The organism is Pseudomonas sp. SYWMCR5 (assembly GCF_057197165.1).
The window spans coordinates 47,236-73,004 of the sequence record NZ_JBXUNH010000006.1; the positions used below are offsets into that span (position 1 = coordinate 47,236).

Consider the following 25,769-nt stretch of genomic DNA (forward strand, 5'->3'; position numbering starts at 1 on the left):
TGGGGACGGTGCGGTGTCGCCAACACGTCACTCGCGTTCGGGGTTGGCCTGAATGGTCAGCTCCAGAATCAGGCGGGCCTCTTTTGCGTCCTTGTCACGCTTCAAGTTGTCGAACTCCGGCGCGAGTTGCTCCAGGGTGCTGTCGGGGAACTGCTCGGGCAACTCCAGTACCTGCGCCTGGTACTGCTGTTCGATTGCATCGAAGCGCGCCTGGTTGGTGTGGCGCAGGTAGCGAATCCATTCTTGGTTGCTGGTGGCGTAGTTCAGGAACGATTCGCCCTGTTCTTCGCGGTGCACCTGGTCCACGGCCAACGCCAGTTCGTTACGGCTGACGTCGGCAGATGCCTGATACAGCATGTTGTCGTCCGGTACGCCAAGCTTGAGTTCTTCGTTCAACCCACGTCGATAGGCCAGGCGCACCTCTGCCTCGTCGCGTCCCCTGGCCTTGTCCCGGGCGATCTCGTCCAGGCGGTGCAGGCGGTACAGGCGACGCAGCTCACGGTAGAGCGTGTGCTCCGATTCTGCCGGCTCGGTCAGCAGGCGCCGGCCGTCGATCAGCAGTTCGATGTTCTGGAACACCAGCAGCGCGCCGTCATGGCAGGTCTGGCTGCCGGTGTCGGGCTGTACCAGGGCCTCCTCGGCCACGGCGTTGAACAGCAGACGCTCCTCGGTAATGACCGAGGCCTTGACCAGCATCAGACGCACGCGCTCGCAGAACGATTGGCGGGTCTGCCCGTTGCGATAGGGGGCGGCCTGGCGCAACCGGCCGACCAGCGCCAGCAGGTTGGCGGCCTCACCGCCTTCTTCGAGGGTATCCCAGGCGCTTTTCAGGGCTTCGTTCTGCGCCTCTGTGCCGAGCAACCAGTCGTCGATGTTGGGCAGATCGTTATCGACCGAAAGCATCGGGTTGTGCAGGTGCCCGCCAGCCATTTCATCATCTGAGGAGGTGAGCAGGAGCAGGTCGTCGGGCATGTCCATGGCGAAGGTGTAGCTGTGCTGGCTGTCCGACGAGGTGCGCGCGCGCATCATGGTGTCCATGCTCAGCGGGTTACCGAACAAGGCGATCGATGAAATCGGGAAGTCGTTGTTGATGTTGCTGAGAATGTGTTCGGGAAGTGCAGTGAGCTGATTTTCACTGAGATCCAGCATGTCCATCGGCAGCAGGCTGTCGACCCAGGTCGGCCAGTGCTGCAGGCCCATGTTGTTCAGGTCGAGGCGGCGCAGGTTGCGCAGCCCTTCGGGCACTTGGGTGATGCTACCCATGCGGTTGCCGCCCAGGTCCAACAGCGTCAGGTTGCTCAAGTGGGCGAGGGTTGCAAGCAGGTTGTCGTTCACCTCCAGGCCCATGTCACGTATCGAGAGGTAGGTCAGGTTTGGCAGGCGCAACAGTGCCGTGGGCAGGGTCTGGGTGGCGCCGATGTACTCCACCAGGTTCAGGCTCTCGACGTTCGGCAGCCGGGCGAAGAACGTGTTCAACTGCTCCGTGGTTCCGCTGGCTCGGGATATGGACAGGTTGCGCACCCGCTCGTTGAAGAAAGCCGGCAACTGTGGCGGGAAATGCCCCAGGTCCATGTCTTCCAAGCGCAAGGTCGTCTGGGTCAGGCCTTGTTCCTGGCTTTGCCAGAAGGTGCTCAACGCGGAGCCGATACGGCGGCGGGCAAGCGTCGCGGCTTGGCTTAGCGGTGCGCTCGAACTGGAGGCGTTGGCCCACTGGTCGATGGCCTCGTGCAGCGCCTGGCGTTGCTGGATGTGTTGGTCCAGGCGGGTGCGCAGGCTGGGTGAGATATCGACCGTGATGTTGGGCGTCGATGTGTCCTGGGCCAGCAGCAGGCGCAGCAATTGGTCATCGCTGATGCGGTTGCCTTCCAGTGAGATGACGGTGCGTGGGCGTGCGTCGGCGTGGCTGCCGAACAGCATGCCAGGCAGTACCCGCAGGTTGTTGTCGCGTAGCGACAGTTCGCCGATGTTCGCCAGTGACCCCAGGCTCAGACCCTGCGGCCATTGGTCGAGGGTCATACGGTCGAGGCCAAGGTAGTCCAGCGTGAGCTCGCGAAAATCCGGGCGGTAGCGTTCTGAAAGGCGGTTGCCGCCGAGGTCCAGGCGACGCAGACGGCGTAGACCGGCGAGGCTGTTGATGTCGCTTTCGGACAGTTGCAGGTTCTGGTTCAGCAGGCTGAGCGATTCGAGCTCGGGGAAGTGCGTGGCCATCAAGCCGACGCTGAAGAGTAATTGGGAGGGGGCCGCGGTTTCCGAGTAGGGGCGGCTGATTTCGAGTGAGCGCAAGCCTGGCAACTGTTGGAACAGGTTGTTCAGGTGCCGTTCGTATACTGCCCAACCCACGCTATTGCCGAATGACGGCTCGGTCAGTTGCAGGTGCGTGATCGTTGCGCTGAGGAAGTCGGGCAGGCCTGCGGGGAAGCTGCTGAGGTCGATGCGCTCCAGGTGCAGTGGGGCTTGGGTGTCGCCGAGGCTGGGCAATGCGTTGCGGTGCCAATGATTCATGAAGCGTGCCTGAAGCTCGGAGAACGCTTGGGGCGCAGTGAGGGTGTCGGGGTGGACCGTCGTGCGCCAATCGTCCAGCCAGCGCTGCAGGGTGGTGCGTTGTTCTTGCAGCTGGCGCAGGCGGTTATGGATGTCCGAGCGGTTCATGCCGCTGGTTTCAAGGCGGGTCAGGATCTGTTCGGCCGAGTGGGAGAGGTGTTCCGGCAGTTCGAGGGTGCGGATGATGCGCAGCAGGGTATGGCGTGTGAAATGCCCCCCGGCCGCACCTTGGCCGCCCAGCGGGTAGCCGATGCGTCCGTCGGCCAGGCGCATCGGTGAGCGGTAGCCCGAGTTCAGCGGTTGCATGCCCAGCAGGCGTCTGAGTGCAGGGCGCGGCAGGGGGGTGGCCTGGATCAGGCGTTTCAGGGCAAGGGCTTGTTCGGCATCGTTGCCCGTCAGTGTTTTGCGCAGTGCGGCGGGTATAACTTCGAGCAGCGCGCTGTACAACGAGGCGTGTGTGGACAAGTCGGTACCCGTGGCGGCACTCGATTGCGCAAGGTAGCCCGCGGCGGTGCTGACCACGGTCTGGCCCTGCGTGTCGGCTGCACCGATCTCGAAGCTGCCGCCAGGCAGCTGCTCCAGGGTCATGCGGGTGCCGGCTGGCCAGTCGGACAACCGCTCCAGCGTGTACAGCGCCAGCCGCTCGCTATCGGCGTTGCGCACCGAGTCCAGGTACAGCCCCTCGTAGGCCCGCGCCAGGCGCACCTGCTGCTGATAGATGCGTATTTCCTGGGCCAGGCGGTAGGGCACCTTGGCCTGTGCCAGGGTTTGCAGTTCCTCGGGCGTGGCGTGGCGCAGCAGTTCCTCGACGATGACACCCGGTAGTTGCGGGTAGCGCTGGCGGATGACCTCTGCGGACGGCATCGCTGTGCTCGACAAGGCGCTGTAGCGCTTAGCGAATTCGGCCTGGGCCTTGTGTGGCTCGGCGTAGGCGGGCGCCTGGCTGATCTGCTGGTCCAGCTTGAAGCGCGTCAGGGTGTCTTCGAGCAGTGCGGGAAGCCGTTGATTCTCGGTGACGATCCGGCGCAGTACGTCTTCCCGGGTGTCGCTGATCTCCAGAATGCGGCTGATGGTTGCATCGTCGAACGCCGTGGCCAGCGGGCTGGCGCGACGCATGAGGGCGGGTGCCTGCCAGGTCAACGGCTGGTCCAGTTCGTGCTGCCAGGCACCGGCACCATTGTGACGCAGGCTGGGCTGGTAGCTCTGCGGGTTATGCGGGTGTTCGAGTCGATACTCACCGGTATGCGCCGCCTGGGTCAGCGAATAGTGGGTGCCGTCCAGCGCCAGCCAGGTCTTGCCTTGGTGGTGGTAAAGGCCGAACTCATCTGGCTGCAGGTCGGCAGGCAACAGGATGTCGTGCGCGAACGGTCGCAGGTCGGGCGCCCACAGGCGGGTCTGGCCATTGGGCAGTTCGATAGGGGTGAGCTCTTCTATGAACGAGGGCGTTTCCACCGCAACGCGCTCGAGCGCCGGTATCTCGCCTGTGCCGCCGGCGGCCCCCAGGGCGGCGGTGAGCGCCACGTTCTCGACCACGTCCATCAGATACTCGAATGCCTGTTGCTGGTCGCCGTTGGCCCAGCTGTCGAGACCCTCGAAAATCTCATAGCTCAGTTGGATCGCGGCCACACCCATCATCACTTGGCCCAACACGGGTACGAAGAAGCCGCTGATGTTGAGGGCGTTGAAGGCCAACTGGGTGAAGTAGGCTCGACGCTTTGTGGCGGTCTTTTCGTCTTCGACGGCGGTGGGCACCGCGTGGAATGCCGCGTCCTCCTTGAGTCGCTGTTGCTTCTGCTCGACCAGGTGCGTGAGCAGCGGCTTGCGAAAAGGCTTCAGGGTTACGGGTACCCAGGCTTCGGGGTCACGTACCCGCTCGACCTGGCGTTCTTGGCCGTTGGGGGTAGGTTTCAACGTGCTCCAGTCGATGGGCCGCAGACAGTCGATCAGCTTTTCGACGAAGGTGGCGCTGTCACGCGCCGACACTGCGCGCTTGAGCTGGCTGTCCGGCATTTTCCCCAATTGCTCGCGCAAGTGGGCCTGCGCCTCGTGCACTGAGTGGTGCTGTTTCAAGGGTATGGCGCTGCCGGGAAGGTAGGTGACAAGGAGGCCTTTGTACGGCAAGAGCAGCGGATCGTAGATCAGCAGTTGTTCGGGGGAGGGGACTGCGCCGATGACCATGGCTCCGGTCAATGGCACCCCGAACAGCGCCAGTGCGGCGCAACGCACCGGGCTGCCCTGGTACTCGGCCGACGTGTCCTCGACGAGGCTGAGCAGTATCGAATGCAGCTCGGCGTCGATCGCTTGGCTGAGGCGGGCTTTGTGCACTTCCACGCGCAAGGCCGCCTGTTCGGTAGCGCGCAGCGCTGGCGCTGCGGTGTTCAACAGGTCGGCGATCAGCGTCTGGTACTGGCCGCCGATATCCAGTTCACGGCTCAGGGCTGCGAACTCATGGGGCGCGATGGCTAGTTGCTTTCCGACAGGAGTGAGGAACCTGAAGACGTTGCTGTCGACTACGGCCGCGCTGAGCGATTGTCCATCCAGCCCATTGGGCTGGGCTTCGGCCTCCTCGAAGTTCTGCAGCGCGCAGTGCAACAGCGATTGAGTGGCCAGCTTCAGCGCGCGCTGCCCGTCGACGACGGGGTCGCCTTCCAGTTGCGCCTTGTAGGCTTCGGCCTTGCTGGCATTGATCAGGTAGTGGGTGGCCACGTCGAGGGATAGCCTGAACCGCGTGTGAATCGCCTGTTGCAACTGCTGGGTGGCGAACGCAGTCAGCGCCGGGAGCGCGCTCATTTGTGCATCGAGCTTTGCACTTTGGGCCTGGTAGTCGGCATAGGCTTGGGCGAGGTCATGGGTCGTGGCGTTGGCCTGCGCGAACCAGGTCGGCGGAGTTTTGAGGGTTTTGCGCATGACGGCGTGCATGCGGGCGGGGGTCGTGCGCATCCACGACGGCATCTTGTGCTCGATCAGGGCGTGGGGCGTGAGGGGGGCTGGCTTGTTCATGGCGGTTTCTCATGGGAAAACACCGATGTTAGTGAGCCACGCAGGCCAGGCTGACATAACAGTTTATGGGGGCCTTGAGACAATGATCGGGCATGCCCATCACACGGGTACATGCTCAAAGCGCAATTCAGGTTTATGATGGCCCTCGGCCGAACAATCCCCACACGGAGTGCGCAATGCAGACCCTCTACCCGCAGATCAAACCCTACGCCCGGCACGATCTGGCCGTGGAAGCGCCGCACGTGTTGTACGTCGATGAAAGTGGTTCGCCTGAAGGTTTGCCGGTGGTGTTCATCCACGGAGGTCCGGGCTCGGGCTGCGACGCCCAGAGCCGTTGCTACTTCGACCCCAACCTCTACCGCATCATCACCTTCGACCAGCGCGGCTGTGGGCGCTCCACGCCGCACGCGAGCCTGGAGAACAACACCACCTGGCACCTGATCGAAGACCTGGAGCGCATCCGCGAGCACCTGGGCATCGACAAATGGGTGCTGTTCGGTGGCTCCTGGGGCTCGACGCTGGCGCTGGCCTACGCCCAGACTCACCCCGAGCGCGTGCATGGCCTGATCCTGCGTGGGATCTTCCTGTGCCGCCCCCAGGAAATCGAATGGTTCTATCAGGCGGGCGCCAGCCGTCTGTTCCCTGACTACTGGCAGGACTACATCGCGCCGATCCCGGCGGATGAGCGCGGTGACCTGGTCAAGGCCTTCCACAAGCGCCTGACCGGCCACGACCAGATCGCCCAGATGCAGGCCGCCAAGGCCTGGTCGACCTGGGAAGGCCGCACCGCCACGCTGCGTCCCAACCCGCTGGTGGTCGATCGTTTCTCCGAGCCTCAGCGCGCGCTGTCGATCGCCCGCATCGAATGCCACTACTTCATGAACAATGGCTTCCTCGAGCCGGACCAGTTGATCCGCGACTTGCCGAAGATCGCCCACCTGCCGGCGGTGATCGTGCATGGCCGCTACGACGTGATCTGCCCGCTGGACAACGCCTGGGAGTTGCACCAGGCCTGGCCGAACAGTGAGCTCAAGGTGATCCGCGATGCCGGTCACGCCGCGTCCGAGCCGGGCATCACCGATGCCCTGGTACGCGCCGCGGACCAGATGGCCCGTCGCCTGCTCGACCTGCCCCTGGAAGAAGCATGAAGGGCCTGCTGCAGCGTGTACGCGCAGCTCGGGTCGAAGTCGAGGGCGAGATCGTCGGCGCGGTAGACCAGGGTTTGCTGGTGCTGGTGGCGGTCGAGCCTGAAGATACCCGCGAACATGCCGATAAGCTTTTGCACAAGCTGCTGAACTACCGGGTGTTCAGTGACCCGCAGGGCAAGATGAACCTGTCGCTCAAGGATATCGGCGGCGGGCTGCTGCTGGTCTCGCAGTTCACCCTGGCCGCCGACACTCGTAGTGGCATGCGGCCAGGTTTTTCGACGGCGGCACCGCCTGCTCTGGGGGCCGAGCTTTTCGACTATCTTTTGCAGCAGGCTAAGCTTCAGCACTCGAACGTCGAGAGTGGCCGTTTTGGTGCAGACATGCAGGTTCACCTGGTCAATGATGGCCCCGTAACATTTATGTTACAAATATAAGCCGCAAAAACCCCTTGTTTGTAGGAAAACAAGGGGTTTTGTACGATAAATAGTTTGTCCAGCCTGATGCGTTGTAACGCAGCCTGCTGGATAATCGCGCGCTGCGTGAGCCTGCGTTCGCAGGTTCGTTTCACTCTGACTCGAGCATTGTCTGGATCCGTTTGGGGAATCATTGCGCCCTTGCGGGGTCCGAACAGTGCTCGCCAACCCGGCATTGGTCGCTGGCCGTTGGTTTCATGATCTGTTTACGGCGAGGGTTGCTCGTGATTGTAAGTCCCTGTAATGCACCAAGAATCCCCGGCAATCGGCTGCGCACGGCCTTGTTGGCAGGCGCAGCGCTGGTTGGCCTGATGAGCGCAGGCCAGCTGTGGGCATTCAATCTTGACGATGTTGCAGCCAAGGCAAAGGATCTGGCCGGCCAGAAGTACGAAGCACCGAAGAGCAACCTGCCTCCGGTGTTCCGCGACATGAAGTACGCGGACTATCAGAAAATCCGCTTCATCCAGGAAAAGGCCGAATGGGCGAATGACAAGACCCCGTTCAAGCTTTCCTTCTACCATCAGGGCATGCACTTCGACACGCCGGTGACCATCAACGAGATCACCGCCAAGAAGGTCGAAGAGATCAAGTACGACCCGAGCCGCTTCGAGTTCGGCGACGTACCGCATGACCCCGATGCCACCAAGAACCTCGGCTACGCCGGTTTCCGCGTGCTCTACCCGATCAACAAGCCTGACAAGCAGGATGAGATCATGACCCTGCTGGGCGCCAGCTACTTCCGGGTGGTCGGCAAGGGGCACGCCTATGGCCTGTCCGCCCGTGGCCTGGCCATCGACACTGCGCTGCCGTCGGGCGAAGAGTTCCCGCGCTTTCGCGAGTTCTGGATCGAGAAGCCCAAGCCTGCCGACAAGCACCTGGTGATCTACGCGCTGCTCGATTCGCCGCGCTCCACCGGCGCCTACAAGCTGACCGTGCGTCCGGGCGACGACACCATCGTCGACGTCAAGTCCAAGGTGTTCCTGCGTGACCACGTCAGCCGCCTGGGCATTGCCCCGCTGACCAGCATGTTCCTGTTCGGCCCGAACCAGCCGTCGAAGGTGCAGAACTACCGTCCGGCGCTGCACGATTCCGAAGGCCTGTCGATCCACGCCGGCAACGGCGAATGGCTGTGGCGTCCGCTGAACAACCCGAAACACCTGGCCGTGAGCAACTTCAGCGTCGAGAACCCGCGTGGTTTCGGCCTGATGCAGCGCCAGCGTGCCTTCAGCGACTTCGAAGACCTCGACGACAACTACCAGAAGCGTCCAAGCACCTGGATCGAGCCCAAGGGCGACTGGGGCAAGGGCACCGTCGACCTGGTCGAGATTCCGACCGCCGACGAGACCAACGACAACATCGTTGCTTTCTGGAGCCCGGAAACCCTGCCTGAGCCAGGCAAGCCGTTCGAGTACAACTATCGCCTGCACTGGACCATCAGTGAGCCCAAGTTCCAGGCCCAGGACCTTGGCTGGGTCAAGCAGACCCTGCGTTCGACCGGTGACGTCAAGCAAGCCAACCTGATCCGTCAGGCCGATGGCAGCGTGGCCTTCCTGGTCGACTTCGACGGCCCGGTCCTTGCCGCCCTGCCGGCCGACACTGCCGTGCGCAGCCAGGTCAGCGTTGGCGACAACGCCGAGGTGGTCGAGAACAATCTGCGCTATAACCCAGAGATCAAGGGCTGGCGTCTGACCCTGCGGTTGAAGGTCAAGGATCCGAAGAAGTCCACCGAGATGCGTGCCGCGCTGGTACGCGATGTTCCGGTCGAGGCACCGAAGGAAACCAAGCCTGCCGAAACCCAGCAGGACAAGGCGGCCGCCAAGCACGCCAAGGCTCAGCATGCCAAGGCCGAGAAAGCCGAGAAGCCGGCCGAGCAACCAGCCGCCGACGCGGCGTCCACCAACGGGGCCCCGGCCACCACCGAGAAGGTGCTGACCGAAACCTGGAGCTATCAGTTGCCTGCCGATGAGTAACTCAAACGCAAGGCCGGAATCGCTTGGCGAGTACCTGGCCCACCTTCCTCTGAGCGACGAGCAGCGAGCGGAACTCGCCAGCTGCTCTTCCTTCAGCGAGCTGCACCAACGCCTGGCGGCTGATCCGGCCGCCAGCGCCACCGAGGCCGTCCAGGCTTCGGTGGGTTCCCGTCTGACCGTCGGCAGCGCCGCCGAGCTCGAAGAGGCCGAGATGCTCGGCGTCGACGGCGGTGGCCGCCTGTGCCTGAAGATCGCCCCGCCGATCAAGCGCACCAAGGTCCTGCCCGAGCCCTGGCGCACCAATATCCTGGTGCGCATGTGGCGGCGCATGACCGGCCGCACCAACGCCCCGCAACCGCCCAAGCGCGAGCTGCCGCCGGCACGCTGGCGCCGGGTCGGCTCGTTGCGCCGCTACATCCTGCTGGCGCTGATGATCGGCCAGACCATCGTCGCCGGCTGGTATATGAAGGGCATCCTGCCGTACCAGGGCTGGTCGTTCGTCGACCTGGAAGAAGTGGTCAACCAGCCGATCTGGGATACCGTCGTGCAGGTCTGGCCCTATGCCTTGCAGACCTCCATCCTGATCCTCTTCGGCATCCTGTTCTGCTGGGTGTCGGCGGGCTTCTGGACCGCGCTGATGGGCTTCCTCGAGTTGCTCACCGGCCGTGACAAGTACAAGATTTCCGGCAGCAGTGCGGGCAACGAGCCGATCCCGGCCGATGCCCGCACCGCGATCGTCATGCCGATCTGCAACGAGGACGTGCCACGGGTCTTCGCCGGCCTGCGCGCGACCTTCGAGTCGGTGGCCGCCACCGGCAACCTGGACCGCTTCGACTTCTTCGTGCTCAGTGACACCAACGACACCGACATCGCCGTTGCCGAGCAGCAGGCGTGGCTGGAGGTGTGCCGTGAGGCGAAAGGTTTCGGCCGTATCTTCTATCGCCGCCGCCGCCGCCGTGTGAAGCGCAAGAGCGGTAACCTCGACGACTTCTGCCGTCGCTGGGGGGGCGAGTACAAGTACATGGTCGTCCTCGACGCCGACAGCGTGATGAGCGGCGAGTGCCTGAGCAGCCTGGTGCGCCTGATGGAGGCCAACCCGGACGCCGGCATCATCCAGACCGGGCCGAAGGCTTCGGGCATGGACACCCTCTATGCGCGCATGCAGCAGTTCGCCACCCGCGTGTACGGCCCGCTGTTCACCGCTGGCCTGCACTTCTGGCAGTTGGGCGAGTCGCATTACTGGGGGCACAACGCGATCATCCGCATGAAGCCCTTCATCGAGCATTGCGCCCTGGCGCCGCTGCCGGGCAAGGGTGCCTTCGCCGGCGCGATCCTGTCCCACGACTTCGTCGAAGCCGCGCTGATGCGCCGTGCCGGCTGGGGCGTGTGGATCGCCTATGACCTGCCGGGCAGCTATGAAGAGCTGCCGCCGAACCTGCTCGACGAGCTCAAGCGCGACCGGCGCTGGTGCCACGGCAACCTGATGAACTTCCGCCTGTTCCTGGTCAAGGGCATGCACCCGGTGCACCGCGCGGTGTTCCTCACCGGGGTGATGTCGTACCTGTCGGCGCCGCTGTGGTTCCTGTTCCTGGTGCTGTCGACGGCGCTGCTGGCAACCAACACGCTGATGGAGCCGCAGTACTTCATCGAGCCGTTCCAGCTCTATCCGCTGTGGCCGCAGTGGCACCCGGAAAAAGCCATCGCGCTGTTCTCCACCACCATCGTGCTGCTGTTCCTGCCCAAGCTGCTGAGCATCATCCTGATCTGGGCCAAGGGCGCGACCGAGTTCGGCGGGCGGATCAAGGTGACCCTGTCGATGCTGATGGAGATGCTTTTCTCCATGTTGCTGGCGCCGGTGCGGATGATCTTCCACACCCGCTTCGTGCTGGCTGCGTTCCTCGGCTGGGCAGCGACCTGGAATTCGCCGCAGCGTGACGACGACTCCACGCCATGGAGCGAAGCGGTACGCCGCCATGGCCCGCAGACCCTGCTGGGTATCGCCTGGGCTGCGCTGGTGGCTTGGCTGAACCCGAGCTTCCTGTGGTGGCTGGCGCCTATCGTCGGTTCGCTGGTGTTGTCGATCCCGGTTTCGGTGATCTCCAGCCGAGTACGCCTGGGCCTGGCGGCCAAGGATGAGCGCTTGTTCCTGATTCCCGAGGAATACGCCACGCCGCACGAGCTGCTGGCAACCGACCAGTACACCCACGAGAACCGCTGGCACGCCCTGCACGATGGCTTCGTTCGCGCCGTGGTCGATCCGCGTCAGAACGCCCTGGCCTGCGCCATGGGTACGGCCCGTCACGGCCAGTCCGATGCGATCGAGTCGCTGCGTGCCGAGCGTATCGCCAAGGCGCTGGAAGCCGGCCCCAAGGGGATCGACGGCAATACTCGCCTGGCCCTGCTGAGCGACCCGGTGGCGCTGTCGCGCCTGCACGAGCGGGTGTGGGCCGAGCAGAACGAGGCGTGGATCAATGTGTGGCGCAACTCCATCGCCAACGATCCGCACTCGCCGCTGCTGCCGCTGCATCCTGAAGGTGAAGGCCAGCCGGCACTCGTCGGCGCCTGATCCATCGCATTCGCGGGCAAGTCGCAGCGGCCGTTCGCCGCTGCGACTTGCCCGCGAAGCTTTTCATACCGCCATGATTTTTGGCCAACAAAGTCCCCGCCGACTCTAGGTCCCAGGGCCTGCATGCGTTAGCATCCGTCCCGACACAACGCACCGGTCGGAACGATCGTGCACACAATAAAATTCTGCGTACTTCTTGTTAGGGGACCTGGTGATGATGAAGAAATACCTGTCGCGCATGCTGCTCGGCGTCACCGCGCTGATCGCGGTCACAACCGCCCAGGCGGGCGCCATCGATGATGCGGTCAAGCGCGGCACCCTGCGCGTGGGTATGGACCCGACCTACATGCCGTTCCAGATGACCAACAAGCGCGGCGAGATCGTCGGCTTCGAGGTCGACATCCTCAAGGCGATGGCCAAGTCCATGGGCGTCAAGCTCGAGACCGTCTCCACTGCCTATGACGGCATCATCCCGGCCCTGCTGACCGACAAGTTCGACATGATCGGCAGCGGCATGACCCTGACCCAGGAACGCAACCTGCGCCTGAACTTCAGCGAACCCTTCATCGTCGTTGGCCAGACCCTGCTGATCCGCAAGGAGCTGGCAGGCGAGATCAAGTCGTACAAGGACCTGAACAACGAGAAGTACCGCCTGACGTCCAAGCTCGGCACCACCGGCGAGATGGTCGCCAAGAAGCTGATCAGCAAGGCCAAGTACCACGGCTACGACAACGAGCAGGAAGCGGTGATGGACGTGGTCAACGGCAAGGCCGATGCCTTCGTCTACGACGCGCCGTACAACGTGGTCGCGGTGAACAAGGCCGGGGCCGGCAAGCTGGTCTACCTGGAAGAACCCTTCACCTACGAGCCCCTGGCATTCGGCCTGAAGAAGGGCGACTACGACAGCATCAACTTCATCAACAACTTCCTGCACCAGATCAAGCACGACGGGACCTACGATCGTATTCACGACAAGTGGTTCAAGAAGACCGACTGGCTGAAGGACATGGAATAAGAGCCCGGACCACAAGCCCTGGCGATGACCCTGACGCGCAGGCAACCCCTGCGCGTTCGCATTTACGGAAGCACCCACGTGATCAAACACAAGAAAGCCCAGTGGCCCTGGCACGCGCTGACCGCGCTGGTGCTGGTGGGCCTGGCGTTCAGTCTGTACATGGCCACCTCGATGATTTCCTACGAGTGGCGCTGGAACCGTGTGCCGCAGTACTTCGCCTTCCAGGCCGAAGACGTGCAGCGCGCCGCGGCCTACGGCACCGTCGAGGAAATCGTCGTGTCCGGCAACGACGCGCGCGTCACGCTCAAGAGCGAGGACGGCGAGGTGCAAGTGCTGGAGGTGGTCAAGGACAGTCTGCAACTGAGCCGTGGTGACGATGTCGCCGAGGGCGACCAGATCGGCGTCACTCGCCACTGGGCGGCCGGCCCGCTGGCCTGGGGCCTGTGGACCACCTTGTGGATCTCGGTGCTTTCCGGAGCCTTCGGCCTGGTGATCGGCCTGTTCGCCGGGCTGTGCCGGTTGTCGAGCAACCCGACCCTGCGCGACCTGTCCACGGTGTATGTCGAACTGGTGCGCGGTACGCCGCTGCTGGTGCAGATCTTCATCTTCTATTTCTTCATCGGCACCGTGCTCAACCTGTCCCGCGAGTTCGCCGGGGTGGCGGCGCTGGCGCTGTTCACCGGCGCCTATGTGGCCGAGATCGTCCGTGCCGGCGTGCAGTCGATCGCCAAGGGGCAGAACGAGGCGGCGCGCTCGCTGGGCCTGAATGCCAGCCAGTCGATGCGCCATGTGATCCTGCCTCAGGCGTTCAAGCGCGTGCTGCCGCCACTGGCAGGGCAGTTCATCAGCCTGGTCAAGGACACCTCGCTGGTGTCGGTGATCGCCATTACCGAGCTGACCAAGAGCGGCCGCGAAGCGATCACCACGTCGTTCTCGACCTTCGAGATCTGGTTCTGCGTGGCAGGCCTGTACCTGCTGATCAACCTGCCGCTGTCGCACATTGCCAGCCGGCTCGAGCGGAGGCTTGCGCAAAGTGATTGAAGTCCGTGACCTGCTGAAAGTCTTCGACACCCGCGGCCAGGTGGTGCGTGCGGTGGACAACGTCTCCACCCAGGTCGCCAAGGGCGAGGTGGTGGTGGTGCTGGGCCCCTCGGGGTCGGGCAAGTCGACCTTCCTGCGCTGCCTGAATGGCCTGGAGCATTTCGACGAAGGCCACGTGGCCATCGACGGGCTGCGCCTGGAAGACCCCAAGACCGACATCAACGCCTACCGCCGTGAAGTCGGCATGGTGTTCCAGCACTTCAACCTGTTCCCGCACATGACCGTGCTGGAGAACCTGTGCCTGGCGCAGAAGGTGGTGCGCAAGCGCAGCAAGGCCGACCGCGAAGCCAAGGCCCTTGCGTTGCTGGAGAAGGTCGGCATCGGCCAGAAGGCCAATGAATACCCCTCTCGCCTGTCCGGTGGGCAGCAGCAGCGGGTGGCCATCGCCCGTGCCCTGGCGATGGACCCGAAGGTGATGCTGTTCGACGAGCCGACCTCGGCACTCGACCCGGAAATGGTCGGTGAGGTGCTGGATGTCATGAAGACCTTGGCTCAGGAAGGCATGACCATGGTCTGCGTGACCCATGAGATGGGCTTTGCCCGTGAAGTGGCTGACCGGGTGCTGTTCTTCGACCATGGCAAGTTGCTGGAAGATTCGGCACCCGCAGCGTTCTTCGCGGCGCCGAAGGATCCGCGGGCCCAGGCGTTCCTGCGCCAGGTGCTCTGACCGGTTCGCTCTTTCCCGGGCAAGCCCAGCCCCCGTAGGAGCGGCGGTTCGGCGCCCCGACTTGCCCGCGAAAAAGACACCGCGCTGCCTGGCACGGGCTACGCCCGTGTTCGCGGGACAAGCCCGCTCCCACAGGGATTGGGCTGGCCTTTAGATTTTGAGCAAGACAGTTGCTCCTACAAGCTGAACCTCCCCACCATCCCGCGCAACTGCTGCCCCAGTTGCTCCAGTTCGCCACTGGAAGTGGCCGTCTGCTCGCTCGCCGAACTGGTGTGATCGGAGGCCTCGCGCACGCTGATCACGCTGCGGTTGATCTGCTCGGCCACCACGCTCTGTTCTTCGCTGGCGGTGGCGATCTGCTGGTTCATGCCCTGGATGTTCGACACGGTCCGGGTGATCTGCCCCAGTGCATCGCCCGCTCGGCGACTCAGATCGACGCTCTGCTCGGTCAGGGTCCTGCTGCTGTCGAGCAGCGAGGTGACTTCATCGGTACCTTTGTGCAGGCTCTCGATCAGGTGCTCGATCTCCTCGGTCGACTGTTGAGTGCGCTGGGCCAGGCCCCGCACTTCATCGGCCACCACCGCGAAGCCGCGACCGGCTTCGCCGGCACGCGCCGCTTCGATGGCGGCATTGAGGGCCAGCAGGTTGGTCTGTTCGGAAACCGACTTGATCACATCCAGGATGCTGCCGATCCGTTGGCTTTCCCCCGCCAGGTGTTGCATCGAGGCGAGGCAGCGGTCCATCTGCGTTGCCAGCTGTTCGATACGCGCGATGGCTTCGGCCACCACCTGATCGCCCATTTGCGCCTGCTGGTCAGCGTCGGTTGCAGCCAATGAGGCATGTTCGGCGTTCTGCGCCACTTCCTGCACGGTCGCGCTCATCTGGTTCATCGCCGTGGCCACCTGGTCGGTTTCTTCGCGCTGCTGAGTGATGCGCTCGAGCGTGTCGGCGCTGGCTCCGGCCAGTTGCGAGGCCGCTTGTGACAAGTGCTCGACGCTCTGGTCGATGCCGCCGATCAACTGGCGCAGGCTCAGGGTCATCTCGTGCATGCTGCTTTGTAACTGGCCCATTTCGTCGCGCCGCGCCACCGTCTCCACGTGGCTGAGGTCGCCGCGGGCGATCCGCGCGGCCTGGGCCAGGGTCTGGCGCAAGGGCTGGGTGATCTGCCGAGTGATCAACCAACCGGCCAGCACGCCGACCGCGAGGGCGAGCAGTGCCACGCTGGTCAGTATCGAGCGCGCGGCCACAGCCTCATGGTCGCGTTGTGCGACTTTCTGCTCGGCCAGTGTCACGCTGGCGTCCCTCAGGTCATTACCCATGGTTTCCATGTCGTTCTGCAGTTGTTCGACGCGGATCGCTGCTCGGCGGTATTGCTCCAGGCTGGTCCGGTACTGGGCCAGGGCGAGCGTGGGGCGCGCCATGAGGTCGCTCGGCAATGCGAGCGGGGCGAGCGCCGTGAGCATCTGTTCCAGGCTGACTTGCGCGGCATCGAGCGCCGTATTGCCGACCTGAGCGAAGTCCTCGACGGGCGAGAACGTGTAGGCAGGGACCAGGCTTTGCTGGTTGGCGCTGTCGACCTGGCGCGTGAGCGTGTCCATCAGCCCGAGCAGGTTGCCCTGCGGTTGGTCGGCGGGAAGCTTGAGCAGAGCCTGGGTCTGCAGGTCGTCGATGACTTCATCCAGTATCCGGTCCTTGTCCTGCATGATCGTGCGCAGCTCGGTGCGGCTCCCGACTGCGCGCAGCAGCTCGGCGAAATGTTCGCGCAGGCGTTGCAACTGGCGCAGCTTCTCGCTGAGCAGCTCGCGCGACTGATCGACGCTGCTGCGTTGCTGAAGCAGCGTGAGCCGGCGTTCGAGCTGGTCGAGGATCGCGTCGATGCGTGCCTTGCTGGTGTCGTCGGCCAGCACGCGGTAGGTGATGCGCTCGGCGCGCAGGTCTTTGCTCAGGTCATTGATCTGGATGATCTCGCTGAGCTGCTGCGAGCGAATGATGGCGCCGTCCAGGGCGCGCCAGCCGCTGACGGTGGTGGCGAGGGTGAGCAACAGGACCACGGCGAAGCCGAGGGTGAGCTTGAGGCGGACGCTCATGTTGCCGAGGTGGTGGTTGAGGTATCCGAACATGGCGAGTCTCCATCCATTTGAGAGAAGGGCCATGCTGTTGGGTTGCCAGCATGGCCCTCCTGCTCATCGGCAGAGATCGCGTGAGACTCGACCTGCAAATCGAGTGGGAAAAGTCCTCAATAGCGTGGTGATTATTCCGCGCCCTGCAGGGCAAGCACCCTGCTCAGAGGCGGAAACGTCCCACCAGGCCCTGCAGGTGGGTGCCAAGCCGCGCCAGCTCCACGCTGGAACTGGCGGTCTCCTCGCTCGCCGCCGAGGTCTGGTCGGAAATATCCCGTACATTCATCACGCTGCGATTGATTTCCTCGGCCACCGCGCTCTGCTGTTCGGCCGCGGTGGCGATCTGTTGGTTCATCGACTGGATCGAGGACACGGTGCGGGTGATGGTTTCCAGCGAGCTGCCGGCACGACGGGTCAGTTCCACGCTGCTGTCGGTGAGCTCGCGGCTACTGTCCATGACGCTGGAGACGCGCTGGGTGCCATTTTGCAGGCTGGCGATCAGCTCTTCGATTTCTTCGGTGGACTGCTGCGTGCGCTGGGCCAGGCTGCGCACTTCATCGGCGACCACGGCAAAACCACGGCCGGCCTCACCCGCGCGGGCGGCCTCGATGGCGGCGTTGAGGGCCAGCAGGTTGGTCTGCTGGGCGACCGACTTGATCACGTCGAGCACGCTGCCGATTTTGTCGCTCTCGGTCTTAAGTTGGTTCATCGCTTCGCTGGAGTGCCCGACTTCGGTGGCCAGGCGTTCGATCTGGGCGATGGCCTCGCCAACCACCCGATCACCCTCGCGAGCCTGCTGGTCGGCCATCAGCGCCGCTTCCGAAGCCTGCTCCGCGTTGCGCGCCACTTCCTGCACGGTGGCTGCCATTTCGTTCATGGCGGTCGCCACCTGGTCAGTCTCGACTTTCTGGTTGTTGACCCCGGCGCTGGTCTGCTCGGTGACGGCCGACAACTCTTCGGCAGCACTGGCGATCTGGGTGACACCGTCGCCGATGCCGCTGATCAGTTCGCGCAGGCCCTGGGTCATGCGCTGCATGCTGGCTTGCAGTTGGCCGAGCTCGTCGCGACGTTGCACCTGCAGTTCCTGGCTCAAGTCGCCGCTGGCCACGCGTTCGGCGGCGCTGAGGGTCTGGCGCAGGGGCACGACGATCTGCCGGGTGATGGCCCAGGCGGCAATGATGCCTAGCAGCAGGGCAAGGGCACTGGCTCCGCCCAGTAGGGTCTTGGCCTGCAGGGCACCACTGTTGCGCACGGCGGTCTGCGATGCGGTCATCTGCGTACCGGCATCCATCAGCACCTGGCCCTGTACGACCATGCGTTGCAAGGTCTGCTCGGCGCTGGTCTGCGCTGCGCCAAACTGGTTCACCGCATCGCGATAGGCGCCCATGGCATTGGCGGCATCATCGAGACTGGCGGCGTATTCGGCGGGCACCCTGGCCGGCAGGGCCTTGAGCACAGCGAGCGCCTGGTCGATGGCATCCAGCGCGGTCTGCTGGAATTCGGCCTTGCCGCTATAGGTGTAGCCGCGCACCTGGAAGCGCGCCTGCTGGAGCAAGGCGCTGGCCTGCACGATCTGTTGATAGAGGCTGATGTCGCCACCTTGCGCAAGGCGTTGCTGCACCTGGCCGATCAGCGCAGCGGCCTTGTCGGCGCTGTCACCCAGCACACTGCGGGCGGCTTCACGACGCTGGCCGGCCTGCTTGAGCTCGACGAAGGCCTGGCGGTATTGGCGCACGGCTTGACGCTGCTGCTCCAGGCGCTGGTGATCCTGCGGATGCTCGATCTGCCCGAGCATCATCTCGACCTGCTGCTCGAGCTTGCCGAGCGCTTTTTCCAGCTCACCCGCCGATGCGTCGTCGCGATTGCGTTCGTACTGCTGGCGGGCGATGCGCAGGTCCTGGCTGTAGCCGAGGATCACGGAGATGTTGCCCAGCGTGTCACCGCGGTCAATGATCGAGTCCATGCCGCGCCAGCCTGTGGCGGTGATCGCCATGGTCAACAACAGTACCAGGCCGAAGCCGGCCCCCAGTTTGCGACTGACGCTCACGTTTCCCAGCGACTGGACAACCTTTCCGTACATGACGATCTCCCCGGCGACTTGAAAAGCCAGAATTTTCTTGTGTTGCAAGGCCATCGGCCTGTTGGGGAGAAACTTGATGGCAGGATGCTGACCGAATGGTCAGAATATTCGGGAAAGCAGAGCCGTGACCGCTGTTTCCACGCGCAGGATGCGCTCGCCCAGTTGTACGGGGGCCAGGCCGGCCTTGCCCAGCAGTTCCACTTCGTAGGGGATCCAACCGCCTTCCGGGCCGATCGCCAGGGTCACCGGCCCTTGCACTGCGCGGGGACAGGCCGGGTAGGGGCCGGGATGGCCAACCAGGCCGAGAGTGCCGTCGGCGATGGCGGGCAGCCGGTCTTCGACGAAGGGTTTGAAGCGTTTTTCGATGATGACTTCCGGCAGCACGGTATCGCGTGCCTGCTCAAGGCCCAGGATCAGGTTCTCGCGGATGCTGTCCGGCTGCAGGAACGGGGTCTGCCAGAAGCTTTTCTCGACCTTGTAGCTGTTGACCAGGACCAGCCGTGGCACGCCAAGGGTGGCGATGGTCTGGAACAGTCGGCGCAGCATCTTGGGGCGGGGGACGGCCAGCACCAGGGTGAGCGGCAGCTTCGCGGGTGGTTGCTGGTCGAAGCTGACCCGCAGCTCGGCTTCGTGGCCCTCCAGGCGGATCACCTCGGCCTGGCCCATCAGGCCGCCGATGCGGCCTACGCGCAGGTTGTCGCCCACCGCCACGCGGTGGATGTCCTGCATGTGCGTGAAGCGGCGGTCGGCCAGTACGACACGGTCGGCCGCGACGAAGTCGGCCTCCTCGAGCAGCAGCAGGTTCACGCCTGGGTCGCTGGCGGCTGGTCGTTGTGGTCGTCCGCAGCTTCATCCTGCGGATGGCTGCGCTTGCGGATCAGGCCGCCGAACAGCACGCCGATCTCGAACAGCAGCCACATGGGCACGGCCAGCAGCGTTTGCGAGAAGATGTCCGGTGGCGTCAGGATCATGCCGACCACGAAGCAGCCGATGATCACGTAGGGACGGATCTTCTTCAGGTATTTCACATCGACCACGCCGATCCACACCAGCAGCACCACGGCCACCGGAATCTCGAAGGCGACGCCGAAGGCGAAGAACAGGGTCATGACGAAGTCGAGGTAGCTGGCGATGTCGGTCATCATCGACACGCCTTCAGGGGTGGCGCTGGCGAAGAAACCGAAGATCAGCGGGAACACCAGGAAGTAGGCGAAGGCCATGCCGGCGTAGAACAGGATGATGCTGGAGATCAGCAGCGGGATGGCGATGCGCTTTTCATGGCGGTACAGCCCCGGTGCGATGAAGCCCCAGATCTGCTGGAGGATGAACGGGATGGCCAGGAACAGCGAGACGATCATGGTCAGCTTGAACGGCGTGAGGAACGGCGAGGCCACATCGGTGGCGATCATCGTCGCGTTGGCCGGCAAGTGCGCACGCAAGGGCGCCGAGACCAGGGTGTAGATCTGCTGGGCGAAGGAGAACAGCCCGGCGAAGATCAGGAAGATAACGGCGACGCAACGCAGCAGGCGGGTGCGCAGTTCGGTCAGGTGCGAGACCAGCGGCATGGGCTGGTCGTGTTCCGGAGTTTCGCTCATGGGGCTCGGGGCGGCTGGTGCGGCTCAGGGGTGGTCGTGGGCGCCGCAGGGGCGGCATTGGCGTCGGCGGCAGGCGCGGGAGTCTCGCTCGCGGCCGCTGTGTTCACGGGCTGCGCGGGCGGTGTCTGCGGGTTGAGGATGCGCTTGGCTTCCTGTTCCATCTGCAGGATGTGCTCGTTGTGCAACTGGCGGCGGATGTCATCGGCACCGATTTCGCGCTCGACTTCCATCTTGATGCTGTTGAAGCTGCGCTTGAGCCGGCCGATCCACAACCCCGCGGTACGCGCGGCGCCGGGCAGGCGCTCGGGGCCGAGCACCAGCAAGGCAACCAGGCCGACGAGCAGCAGCTCGCTGAAGCTGATGCCGAACATGGGTCAGTCTTTCCGTTGTGGCTCTTGGACCGGCTGAGCCTGGCCCTCGATGGTGTGCGGCTGGTTCAGCGGCGCGGTGTTGTGCGGCTGCTGGGTGGGTTGCACGGACGGCTGGACAGGCGGCGGAGTCTGCTCGGCAGGCTTGCTCTCTTCCTCGTTCATGGCCTTGCGAAAGCCCTTGATCGATTCGCCCAGGTCACTGCCGAAGTTCTTCAGCTTCTTGGTGCCGAACACCAGCACCACGACGACCAGCAGGACGATCCAGTGTTTCCAGTCAAAGATACCCATGGTGTACTCCCTTGAATGATGTGTAGCCTGAGCGGGCGTTATCGCGGGGGCGAGCCCGCTCCTGCAGGGGCATGGCGATCAGGTCGGTTGGCGCGCGGCCTTCTCGTCATGGCCGGAAAGCCCGAAGCGGCGGTCGAGTTCGTCCAGTACCGCCTGTGGATGCTGCCCCAGTGCGCTGAGCATCACCAGGCTATGAAACCACAGGTCGGCGGTTTCATAGATGACATCACTGTAATCCTTGCTCACGGCGGCGTCCTTGGCGGCGATGATCGTCTCGATCGACTCTTCGCCAAGCTTTTCCAGAATCTTGTTCAGGCCCTTGTGGTAGAGGCTCGCCACGTAGGAGCTGTCGGGGGCCGCCTGCTTGCGTTGCTCGAGCACTTCGGCCAGGCGATCAAGTGTGTCGCTCATGTTCAGTGCCCCGCGTGGTAGATGGTGTCAGGATCTTTCAGAACCGGGTCTACGATCTTCCACTCACCGTTTTCGAAGACGCGATAGAAGCAGCTTTCACGGCCGGTATGGCAGGCGATATGGCCCAGTTGCTCGACCATCAGGATGACCACGTCGGCGTCGCAATCCAGGCGCAGTTCATGCAGTTTCTGCACATGGCCGGACTCTTCGCCCTTGCGCCACAGCTTGCCCCGCGAGCGCGACCAATAGATGGCGCGGTTCTCGGCAGCAGTCAGGGCGAGCGATTCACGGTTCATCCAGGCCATCATCAGCACGCGCCCGGTCTTGTGGTCCTGGGCGATCGCCGGTACCAGGCCATCGCTGTTCCACTTGATCTCGTCCAGCCAGTCTTTCATCGTCGACTCCAAAACAGGCCCGCTCCTGTACCGGGCCCTTTGCGCCTAGTGTGCCAGGCAGCAGCGCGGCTGGCTATCGGCGCACGATCAGGTAGAGCCCGGCAACCAGCATCAGCCACGCCGGCCAGGCGGCCGGAGCGCTGAGGCTCGCGGCACCGGCGGCCAGGGTCGCGCCGCCACCGAGCAGGCCGGCACCGAGCAGGCGCAGTGCCCAGTTGTCGCCCGCACGGCGACGCTCCGGCAGTTGCGGGTCGTGCAGGTGCGGTTGCGACAGGCGTTCGAGCAGGTCGCGGGTCATGTCGGCCAGGTGCGGCAACTGCTCGGCCTGGCTGTAGAGGTTGCCGAACACCGCCTTGGGGCTCATGCGTTCGCGCATCCAGCGTTCCAGATAGGGTTTGGCGGTGCTCCACAGGTCCAGGTCGGGGTACAGCTGGCGCCCCAGGCCTTCGATGTTGAGCAGGGTTTTCTGCAGCAGTACCAACTGCGGCTGAACTTCCATATTGAAGCGGCGGGCCGTCTGGAACAGACGCATCAGCACCTGGCCGAAGGAAATATCCTTTAACGGTTTTTCGAAGATCGGCTCGCACACGGTGCGGATCGCCGCTTCGAATTCGTTGACCTTGGTGTGCGCCGGCACCCAGCCCGAATCGATGTGCAACTGCGCCACGCGGCGGTAGTCGCGCTTGAAGAAGGCGATCAGGTTGCGTGCCAGGTAGTCCTGGTCTTCGGCGGTCAGGCTGCCGACGATGCCGCAGTCGATGGCGATGTACTGCGGGCTCCACGGCTTGACCGTGCTGACGAAGATGTTGCCCGGGTGCATGTCGGCGTGGAAGAAGCTGTCACGGAACACCTGGGTGAAGAACACCTCGACGCCGCGCTCGGCCAGAAGCTTCATGTCGGTGCGCTGGTCGGCCAGGGTGGCCATGTCGGTGACTGGCACACCGTAGATGCGCTCCATTACCAGCACTTTCGGGCGGCACAGGTCCCAGTACACCTGCGGCACGTACATCAGCTCCGAGCCTTCGAAGTTGCGGCGCAGTTGGCTGGCGTTGGCCGCTTCGCGCAGCAGGTCGAGCTCGTCGTAGATGGTCTTTTCGTAGTCACTGACCACTTCCACCGGGTGCAGGCGGCGCGCATCGGCGGAGGCCCGTTCGGCAACCTTGGCGATCAGGAACAACCACGCCAGGTCCTGGGCGATCACGGGCTTGAGGCCCGGGCGAACCACCTTCACGACCACCTCTTCGCCGGTCTTGAGGCGTGCGGCATGGACCTGGGCGACCGAGGCGGAGGCCAGCGGTTCGACGTCGAAGCGGCTGAACACCTCGCCGACTTTCGCGCCGAGCTGCGCTTCGATCAGCGCCACGGCTTTCTGTGGGTCGAACGGTGGCACGCGGTCCTGCAGCAGCATCAACTCGTCGGCGACGTCCGTTGGCAGCAGGTCGCGGCGGGTGGAGAGCAGTTGGCCGAACTTGATGAAGATCGGCCCCAGGTCCTGCAGGGCCAGGCGCAGGCGCGCGCCCCGGCTGAGCTCGCTGGGCTTGCGCGGCAGCCAGCGCCAGGGCATCAGCAGGCGCAGGCTGAGCAGCCACCAGGGCAGGGGCAGGTCGAACAGCAGGTCATCGAGACGGTAGCGGATCACGACGCGCTGGATGCGCAACAGACGGCGGACGGCGAGCAGCTTCATGCGTTATCGCTGGAATCAAGAGTGTGGGAAAGGCGACGGATGCGCGCCTCGAGACGTTCGATATCGACCTTCAGCGCATCGAGCTCGCTGAATGCCGCTTCGGCTTCGCGCTGCCCGACCAGGGTGCGCGATTCCTCGGCGAGGTATTCGGACAGGTTCTGGCTGAAGCGCGACAGGCCTTGCCGGGTCCAGCGTGCGCGCAGGCGCAGGTGGCCGGCGATCAGCGCGGTGGGGACCGGCCCCAGCCAGCGCGACAGCTCGTACTCCCAGTCGAGCTCCAGGTCCTGCAGCACGCCGACCAGGTCGAGCAGCACCGCGCTGTCGCCATGCAGTTCGACCTGCGGGCTGTGCAGTACGGCGTTCTTGTCCTTGGCGAAGGCCAACTGGGCCAGGCTGCCGGCTGGGGCACGCAGGGTGCAGTCGACCTCGCCCTCCCAATGCGCGGCGAGCATCAGGCCCTCTTGGTCGGGCAGGATGAACAACTGCAGGGCGGGCTGGCGGCAGTCGATGGCGATCACCTTGCCTTCCAGCGCACCCAGGCGCGGCAGCGCCGTGCTGTCCATGCGCAGCACACGGTTGAGCCCGTGCTCGACGCTGGCGAGCAGCCCGGCCAGGAGCATCAGGGCTTGATTCCCCGGTGCACGGCGACGATGCCGCTGGTCATGTTGTGGTAGGTGACGCGGTCGAAGCCGGCATCGACCATCATGCTTTTCAGCGTTTCCTGGTCGGGGTGCATACGGATCGATTCGGCCAGGTAGCGATAGCTTTCCGAGTCGTTGGTGATCAGTTTGCCGGCCAGGGGCATGAAGGCGAAGGAGTAGGCATCGTAGGCGCGCGACATCAGTTTGTTGGTGGGTTTGGAGAACTCCAGCACCAGCAGGCGGCCGCCGGGCTTGAGCACACGCAGCATCGAACGGATGGCTTCATCCTTGTGCGTCACGTTGCGCAGGCCGAAAGCGATGGTCACGCAGTCGAAGTGGTTGTCGGGGAAGGGCAGCTTTTCCGCATCGGCCTGGACGAACTCGATGTTGCCGGCCACGCCACGGTCGAGCAGGCGATCACGGCCGACCTTGAGCATCGATTCGTTGATGTCGGCCAGTACGACCTGGCCGGTCGGGCCGACCAGGCGCGAGAACTTGGCTGCCAGGTCGCCGGTGCCGCCAGCGATGTCGAGCACGCGGTTGCCGGTGCGCACACCGGACAGCTCGATGGTGAAGCGCTTCCACAGGCGGTGCAGGCCGCCGGAGAGCACATCGTTCATCAGGTCGTACTTGGCGGCCACGGAGTGGAAGACCTCGGCGACCTTCTTCGCCTTCTGGCTCTCGGGGACGTCCTGGTAGCCAAAGTGGGTGGTGGGTTCGGCGTGGTCGCCTTTGCGCTGGTCGTTCATATCGCTTCACCGGAAAAAATTACCGCCATTCTAGGGTGAACGGGCGGATTTGTCTTGGCGGGGTGTGCCGTGTCGCGGGCGCGGGCATAATGCCGATTATGTCTTCATTGCCTGGATACCCCGAATGACTCAGATCAGCGTCGAACGCAAACATTCCCTCGGCCGCGAAGCTGCCCGGGCCAAGGCCGAAGGCCTGGTCGACAAGCTGTCGCGCGAGTACGACCTCAAGGCCACCTGGAACGGCGACCGCGTCGATGTCGCGCGCAGCGGCGCCAACGGTAGCGTGCACATTGGCGAGGACACCATCCGTGTCGAGCTGAAGCTGGGCATGATGCTGTCGATGATGAGCGGCACCATCAAGGGCGAGATCGAGCGCGCGCTGGACAAGGCGCTGGCCTGAGGCGCGGGGCTGCACGGCGACCCTGGCCCTTCACCTTAGGGTGAGAATTCTAATTTCCCACCCTATCTTCATGCTCAAGCCCGCATTCCAAGGGCAGTTCCTCCATCCACACCGAACGTGAGGTGCAGAGCATGGCCAAGTTGACCCTGAAAAAGAAAGAAGACGCCCAGGACAGCACCCTGAGCGAAGTGCGCGGCTACGCGCGCAAGATCTGGCTCGCCGGCGTCGGCGCTTACGCCCGTGTCGGCCAGGAAGGCTCGGAGTACTTCAAGGAGCTGGTCAAGGCCGGTGAAGTCGTCGAGAAACGCGGCAAGAAAACCCTCGACAAGAAGCTCGACGCGGCCAACGGCCAGCTCGACGAAGCGGCCGAGGAAGTGAGCCGGGTACGCGGCAAGGTCGAGGTCCAGCTCGACAAAATCGAAAAGGCTTTCGACGCACGGGTGGCCCGCGCCTTGAATCGCATCGGCATTCCGTCTAAACATGACGTTGAGGCGTTGTCCATCAAACTCGAACAGCTGACCGAGTTGCTCGAGCGTGTCGCGCGCAAACCATAA

General features: G+C 64.0%; 21 protein-coding genes and 1 pseudogene. 9 read left to right on the forward strand and 13 right to left on the reverse strand.

The window, feature by feature from the left end; genetic code table 11:
* Positions 1–27 precede the first annotated feature (27 nt).
* Positions 28–5,541 carry a dermonecrotic toxin domain-containing protein gene (locus AC2CGW_RS16705; RefSeq protein WP_484574327.1) on the reverse strand — a complete coding sequence of 1,838 codons (5,514 nt, stop codon included), beginning with the start codon at positions 5,539–5,541 and terminating at the stop codon, positions 28–30.
* Positions 5,542–5,717: 176 nt separating this feature from the next.
* On the opposite strand from AC2CGW_RS16705, the gene pip reads away from it, so the two are divergent.
* The 7 genes from pip to AC2CGW_RS16740 all read left to right on the forward strand — a co-directional run bounded on the left by pip (position 5,718) and on the right by AC2CGW_RS16740 (position 14,481).
* A complete protein-coding gene (gene pip / locus AC2CGW_RS16710; protein ID WP_186665779.1) occupies positions 5,718–6,689 on the forward strand; it encodes a prolyl aminopeptidase in 972 nt (323 codons plus the stop codon).
* Positions 6,686–7,123 carry a D-aminoacyl-tRNA deacylase gene (gene dtd / locus AC2CGW_RS16715; RefSeq protein ID WP_065863878.1) on the forward strand — a complete coding sequence of 146 codons (438 nt, stop codon included), beginning with the start codon at positions 6,686–6,688 and terminating at the stop codon, positions 7,121–7,123. The genes pip and dtd overlap by 4 nt, the downstream gene beginning before the upstream one ends.
* Before the next feature lie 263 nt (positions 7,124–7,386).
* Positions 7,387–9,132: a glucan biosynthesis protein G gene (locus AC2CGW_RS16720; protein ID WP_288377173.1), complete on the forward strand. Its 1,746-nt coding sequence runs from the start codon at positions 7,387–7,389 to the stop codon at positions 9,130–9,132.
* Entirely contained in the window at positions 9,125–11,698 is a 2,574-nt protein-coding gene (gene mdoH, locus AC2CGW_RS16725; protein ID WP_186665783.1) for a glucans biosynthesis glucosyltransferase MdoH, read from the forward strand. The genes AC2CGW_RS16720 and mdoH overlap by 8 nt, the downstream gene beginning before the upstream one ends.
* 217 nt (positions 11,699–11,915) lie before the next feature.
* The gene (locus AC2CGW_RS16730; protein WP_054894813.1) at positions 11,916–12,713 is read left to right on the forward strand and encodes a transporter substrate-binding domain-containing protein; all 798 of its coding nucleotides are present in this window, start codon (positions 11,916–11,918) and stop codon (positions 12,711–12,713) included.
* A gap of 24 nt (positions 12,714–12,737) precedes the next feature.
* Positions 12,738–13,754, forward strand: coding sequence for an amino acid ABC transporter permease (locus AC2CGW_RS16735; protein ID WP_189657842.1), 1,017 nt, complete (start codon positions 12,738–12,740; stop codon positions 13,752–13,754).
* The gene (locus AC2CGW_RS16740; protein WP_484574398.1) at positions 13,747–14,481 is read left to right on the forward strand and encodes an amino acid ABC transporter ATP-binding protein; all 735 of its coding nucleotides are present in this window, start codon (positions 13,747–13,749) and stop codon (positions 14,479–14,481) included. Before AC2CGW_RS16735 ends, AC2CGW_RS16740 begins: the two co-directional genes overlap by 8 nt.
* Before the next feature lie 176 nt (positions 14,482–14,657).
* Here the strand turns inward: AC2CGW_RS16740 and AC2CGW_RS16745 are convergent, their stop codons facing one another.
* The 12 genes and pseudogenes from AC2CGW_RS16745 to ubiE all read right to left on the reverse strand — a co-directional run bounded on the left by AC2CGW_RS16745 (position 14,658) and on the right by ubiE (position 24,815).
* On the reverse strand, positions 14,658–16,601 hold the full coding sequence (locus AC2CGW_RS16745) for a HAMP domain-containing methyl-accepting chemotaxis protein (protein ID WP_484574328.1): 1,944 nt from the start codon (positions 16,599–16,601) through the stop codon (positions 14,658–14,660).
* Between the two features lie 163 nt (positions 16,602–16,764).
* The gene (locus tag AC2CGW_RS16750; RefSeq protein WP_484574399.1) at positions 16,765–17,637 is read right to left on the reverse strand and encodes a methyl-accepting chemotaxis protein; all 873 of its coding nucleotides are present in this window, start codon (positions 17,635–17,637) and stop codon (positions 16,765–16,767) included.
* A gap of 30 nt (positions 17,638–17,667) precedes the next feature.
* A pseudogene (locus AC2CGW_RS16755) lies at positions 17,668–18,735 on the reverse strand (methyl-accepting chemotaxis protein); the annotation flags it as partial.
* A 45-nt stretch (positions 18,736–18,780) separates the two neighbouring features.
* Positions 18,781–19,488, reverse strand: a complete 708-nt coding sequence (locus AC2CGW_RS16760) for a 16S rRNA (uracil(1498)-N(3))-methyltransferase (protein WP_288377167.1) — start codon at positions 19,486–19,488, stop codon at positions 18,781–18,783.
* Positions 19,485–20,276: a twin-arginine translocase subunit TatC gene (gene tatC / locus AC2CGW_RS16765; protein WP_063546576.1), complete on the reverse strand. Its 792-nt coding sequence runs from the start codon at positions 20,274–20,276 to the stop codon at positions 19,485–19,487. The genes AC2CGW_RS16760 and tatC overlap by 4 nt, the downstream gene beginning before the upstream one ends.
* A complete protein-coding gene (gene tatB / locus AC2CGW_RS16770) occupies positions 20,273–20,647 on the reverse strand; it encodes a Sec-independent protein translocase protein TatB (protein WP_186721338.1) in 375 nt (124 codons plus the stop codon). The genes tatC and tatB overlap by 4 nt, the downstream gene beginning before the upstream one ends.
* Before the next feature lie 3 nt (positions 20,648–20,650).
* Positions 20,651–20,935, reverse strand: a complete 285-nt coding sequence (locus AC2CGW_RS16775; protein ID WP_186665793.1) for a twin-arginine translocase TatA/TatE family subunit — start codon at positions 20,933–20,935, stop codon at positions 20,651–20,653.
* Positions 20,936–21,013: 78 nt separating this feature from the next.
* On the reverse strand, positions 21,014–21,346 hold the full coding sequence (locus AC2CGW_RS16780) for a phosphoribosyl-ATP diphosphatase (protein ID WP_054894792.1): 333 nt from the start codon (positions 21,344–21,346) through the stop codon (positions 21,014–21,016).
* A gap of 2 nt (positions 21,347–21,348) precedes the next feature.
* A complete protein-coding gene (gene hisI / locus AC2CGW_RS16785) occupies positions 21,349–21,741 on the reverse strand; it encodes a phosphoribosyl-AMP cyclohydrolase (RefSeq protein ID WP_054894791.1) in 393 nt (130 codons plus the stop codon).
* Between the two features lie 73 nt (positions 21,742–21,814).
* The gene (ubiB, locus tag AC2CGW_RS16790; RefSeq protein WP_186710258.1) at positions 21,815–23,425 is read right to left on the reverse strand and encodes a ubiquinone biosynthesis regulatory protein kinase UbiB; all 1,611 of its coding nucleotides are present in this window, start codon (positions 23,423–23,425) and stop codon (positions 21,815–21,817) included.
* Positions 23,422–24,045: a ubiquinone biosynthesis accessory factor UbiJ gene (locus AC2CGW_RS16795; protein WP_186665797.1), complete on the reverse strand. Its 624-nt coding sequence runs from the start codon at positions 24,043–24,045 to the stop codon at positions 23,422–23,424. The genes ubiB and AC2CGW_RS16795 overlap by 4 nt, the downstream gene beginning before the upstream one ends.
* A complete protein-coding gene (gene ubiE / locus AC2CGW_RS16800; RefSeq protein WP_186665799.1) occupies positions 24,045–24,815 on the reverse strand; it encodes a bifunctional demethylmenaquinone methyltransferase/2-methoxy-6-polyprenyl-1,4-benzoquinol methylase UbiE in 771 nt (256 codons plus the stop codon). The genes AC2CGW_RS16795 and ubiE overlap by 1 nt, the downstream gene beginning before the upstream one ends.
* A 124-nt stretch (positions 24,816–24,939) precedes the next feature.
* Between ubiE and AC2CGW_RS16805 the strand changes: the two genes are divergently transcribed.
* Positions 24,940–25,215 carry a polyhydroxyalkanoic acid system family protein gene (locus AC2CGW_RS16805; RefSeq protein WP_186665801.1) on the forward strand — a complete coding sequence of 92 codons (276 nt, stop codon included), beginning with the start codon at positions 24,940–24,942 and terminating at the stop codon, positions 25,213–25,215.
* A gap of 131 nt (positions 25,216–25,346) precedes the next feature.
* Positions 25,347–25,769 (forward strand): phasin family protein, encoded by a 423-nt coding sequence (locus AC2CGW_RS16810; protein WP_186665803.1) that lies wholly within the window; start codon positions 25,347–25,349, stop codon positions 25,767–25,769.